The 4,431-nt window shown below is 61.5% G+C and carries 2 protein-coding genes; one reads left to right on the top strand and one right to left on the bottom strand.

Annotation, left to right across the window (positions count from 1 at the left end; genetic code table 11):
• Window positions 1-1,872: heavy metal translocating P-type ATPase (locus AC1DT3_RS12975; protein ID WP_477465665.1), on the top strand; the 1,872-nt coding region annotated here is incomplete at its 5' end.
• Between the two features lie 12 nt (window positions 1,873-1,884).
• On the opposite strand, the gene AC1DT3_RS12970 is transcribed toward AC1DT3_RS12975, so the two are convergent.
• The gene (locus AC1DT3_RS12970; protein ID WP_477465664.1) at window positions 1,885-4,392 is read right to left on the bottom strand and encodes a heavy metal translocating P-type ATPase; all 2,508 of its coding nucleotides are present in this window, start codon (window positions 4,390-4,392) and stop codon (window positions 1,885-1,887) included.
• Between the last annotated feature and the right edge of the window lie 39 nt (window positions 4,393-4,431).

The following is a 4,431-nucleotide window of genomic DNA, read 5'->3' as shown; positions in this document are numbered from 1 at the left end:
CAAAGGTGGTGGCAGAGCCGCAAGGGGCGGTTGGTCGTCGGCCTCGGCCTGTTGATGGGAATGGCCTATGCAGCGGGCCAAATCGCGCCCCTCTATGCGGGATGGATCTTCACGGCCGCAGTCGTCGTCGGTGTGTTGCCCTTTGCACGGACTGCACTCATCCTCGCTTTCGCCGGTTCACCGTTCTCGATCGAGACGTTGATGAGCATCGCGGCGTTGGGCGCCGTGTTCATCGGCGCTTCGGAAGAGGCGGCCGCCGTCGTCTTTCTTTTTGCTGTCGGCGAACTCTTGGAAAGCGTCGCCGCCAACAAGGCGCGCACTGGAATTAAGGCCCTATCGTCGCTCATTCCCACGACGGCCCTTCGCGTCGATGCAGATGGAGCATCCACCGCAATTCCCGCCTCGGCTTTGCGTATCGCGGATGTGGTGCTCGTGCGGCCCGGCGATCGGGTGCCGGCCGACGGAATCATTGTCGATGGAACCACGAGCGTGGACGAATCCCCCATCACCGGCGAGTCCGTTCCACGCTTGCGCAGCACAGGTGACGACGTCTTCGCAGGTTCGATCAACGCTGATGGGGCTATTCGCGTTCGCGTGACGAAAACGTCTGCCGACAACACGATCGCGCGCATTGTCCATCTCGTCGAGCAAGCGCAAGCCTCGAAGGCGCCGACCGCGCGTTTCATCGAGCGGTTCAGCCGGATCTACACACCGGCGGTCATGGCGATTGCGGCACTCGTCATCATCGCGCCGCCGATTGTTACCGGCRCCGACTGGTCCACGTGGCTCTACCGTGGGCTGGCATTGCTTCTCATCGCATGTCCCTGCGCGCTGGTCCTCTCGACACCCGCCGCGATCGCCTCCGGTCTTGCCGCCGGCACACGGCTCGGTCTTCTCATCAAAGGCGGCAACGCTCTTGAGACGATTGGCCGCGTAAAGGTCATCGCCTTCGACAAGACGGGAACGCTCACGGCAGGAAAACCCAGCGTAACTGACGTTGTCGCACTCAACGGACACAGCGAAGGTGAGGTCATCGCACTTGCTGCGGCGCTTGAAGTTGAATCGAGCCATCCCCTCGCAAAGGCGATCGTCAACCACGCCCAAGCCGCGCACGTCGCGATTCCCAGGGCGAGCGCAAACGTCGCCCTACCGGGCAAAGCCGTACGCGCCAGCATCCGGTCGGAAAATTTCGTTCTCGGCTCTCCGATCCACATCGAGAGTTTGGCGACCATTCCCCGCAACGTCATGGAGCGTATCGTGCATCTGGAGGACGAAGGCAAAACCGTCACTGTGCTGCTCAATGACACGAAGGCGACGATTCTTGGTGCGATTGCGTTGCGTGATGAAGCTCGCCCCGACGCACGCGACGGCCTCTTGGCGCTCAAGAAGCTCGACGTGACACCCGTGATGCTCACCGGGGACAACAAGCGGACGGCTCAGGCCATTGCTCGCTCGCTTGGGCTCGATTGGCAGGCCGAACTTCTGCCCGCTGCAAAGCTCGATGCCATCGAGTCTCTTCGGCGCCATGGCAAGGTCGCAATGGTCGGCGACGGCATCAACGATGCGCCCGCTCTTGCCGCTGCCGATGTCGGCATCGCGATGGGTGGCGGAACGGACGTCGCGCTCGAAACGGCGGATGCCGCCCTCCTCAAAAGCCGGGTTACCGATCTCGCCCACCTCGTTCTTCTGTCGCGTACGACGATGGGCAACATCCGCCAAAACGTCGCGATCGCCCTTGGATTGAAGAGCATCTTTCTCGTCACGAGCATTCTGGGCGTCACGGGCCTTTGGATGGCGGTTCTCGCCGATACGGGCGCCACCGCCATCGTGACCTTGAACGCACTGCGCCTCCTGCGCTTTCGCGCCGAATGACTGATCCGCACGTCACACAGCGACACTGTCGTGAATAGCGGGCGTGAAGCGCCTGAGCCTTAGAGCGTTGCCCAGAACGAAGACGCTGGAGAGCGCCATTGCGCCCGCGGCGACCATCGGCGAGAGCAGCGCTCCATTGATGGGATAGAGAATTCCCGCGGCAACCGGGATCAGCGCCACGTTGTACGCGAAGGCCCAGAAGAGATTCTGGTGAACATTTCGAATCGTGGCCTTGGAGATTGCGATTGCACTGGCAACGGCGCGAAGATCCCCCGACATCAAGACGACATCGGCACTTTCAATGGCGATGTCCGTTCCGGTTCCAACCGCCAGCCCGATATCGGCAGCCGCCAATGCCGGTGCGTCGTTGATGCCGTCACCCACGAAGGCGATCGTGCGTCCACTTTGACGAAGGCGTTGCAGCGCGTCGACTTTTCCTTCCGGTAGCACTTCTGCGACGACTTCATCGATGCCGATCTCATGCGCGATGGCCTCGGCCGTGCGGCGGTTGTCGCCCGTGATCATAGCCGTCTTCAGTCCAAGCCCGTGTAATGCCCGAATGGCGTCGAGCGTCGAGGGTTTGACCCTATCCGCAACCGCGATGATCGCAGCGACCTTCCCATCGATTGCCGCATAGAGGGGGCTCTTGCCCTGAAGACCCAAGCGCTCCGCATCGGCTCCAAAGGAGCCGATGTCATAGCCGAGCTCTCGCATGAACCGATCGGCACCAACTTGAACCGCATGTTTGTCGATCTCCGCAACGACGCCAAATCCCGGAACCGCCTCGAAGCGATCGATCGACGGCAGTGACAGGTTGCTCGCTTTCGCGGCCGCGACGATCGCTTCCGCAATCGGATGCTCCGACTTGCTCTCGACAGCGGCCACAATGGCAAGCACTTCGCGTTCGGCGAACCCATCTGCGACGACGAGATCGGTCAACTCTGGTCGTCCTCGTGTCAGCGTTCCGGTCTTGTCGAAGGCGACGACATCAACATCCTTCAACGTCTGCAGCGCCTCGCCTTGACGGAAAAGAACGCCAATTTCGGCAGCACGCCCCGTGCCGACCATGATCGATGTCGGCGTAGCGAGCCCCATCGCGCACGGACAGGCGATGATCAGCACGGCGACTGCGTTGACGAGCGCATAGGCCAGAGCAGGTTGCGGGCCGAAGACGAGCCACGCAAGAAACGTCAAGACCGCAGCGACGATGACGGCCGGTACAAACCATCCCGTGACGCGGTCAACGACCGCCTGGATCGGCAGCTTCGCACCCTGTGCCGCTTGCACCATACGGATAATTTGAGCGAGTAGCGTATCGCTCCCCACCTTCGTGGCACGGAAATCGAATGAACCGCTCTTGTTGATCGTTCCGCCGACAACCGGCATGCCAGGAAGCTTCTCAACCGGCACCGGCTCGCCCGAGATCATCGATTCATCGACAAAAGACGCGCCGAGAGTCACTTGTCCATCGACGGGAACTCTGTCTCCCGGACGAACCTGGATGACGTCGCCAGGCCGCACGTCTGCGAGCGACAACTCGACAATGTCGCCATCGCGCACGACCCGGGCGATCTTTGGCTGCAAACCCACAAGGTGTTTGATGGCATCGGAAGTCCGCCCCTTGGCGCGTGCCTCCAGCGTGCGCCCGAGCMGGATCAACGTAACGATGACGGCCGCGGCCTCGTAATAGACGTTGACCGTACCTGCTGGGAGGATCGCGGGAAAGAAGGTCGCAACGACGGAATAAGCGTACGCGGCGCTCGCCCCGAGGACGACGAGAGAATTCATTTCAGGCGCACCACGCAGCAGCGCAGGCACGCCGATCTTGTAGAACCGAAGGCCAGGGCCGAACAGAACGATCGTCGTCAATACGAGCTGCAGATACCAACTCTGCTGGTGGCCGATATGCGCCATTACCCAGTCGTGAACACCGGGGTACAGATGAGAACCCATCTCGATCGCGAATACCGGCAAAGTCAGCAGAGCAGCGACGACGAAGGATCGGCGAAGAGACCCATCGTCCGTTTCGCGTAGATGATGTGCGTGCTCGTCCATACCCTCCTTCGCGACCGGATGGGGCTCGTATCCGGCTTGCCGAACGGCTTGCTCGAGCGCCTCGACCCCGACGACTCCGGATGGGTGGCGGATGGTCGCCCTCTCCGTCGCCAAGTTCACAGATGCGTCGGTCACCGCTGGAACGGATTTCAGCGCTCTTTCCACGCGCGAGACGCAGGATGCACAGGACATTCCCGAGATAGCGAGTTCGGTGGTCACTTCAGGAATTGCATAACCCGCGGCCGCGATGGCCTCTGTCACGCCGGCCGCGTCCTCGGGATTGTGGAGAACGACGTCGGCTCGCTCCGTTGCGAAATTCACGGCGGCATGTTCGACGCCGGGCAATCCTTTCAACGCCTTCTCGACCCGGCCGACGCAGGACGCGCAGGTCATTCCTTGAATAGGAATAGAAAGCGAGGAATGAGTGCTGTTTGATTCTCGACGGTGCGTCAGTTCGGTCGTCATCAGAGTGTCCTGTGGAATTGTCGACCGGCACCATCTGGG

The sequence above is a fragment of the Microvirga sp. P4_G7 genome, from assembly GCF_056401005.1.
This window is presented reverse-complemented; position numbering and strand designations above follow the sequence as displayed.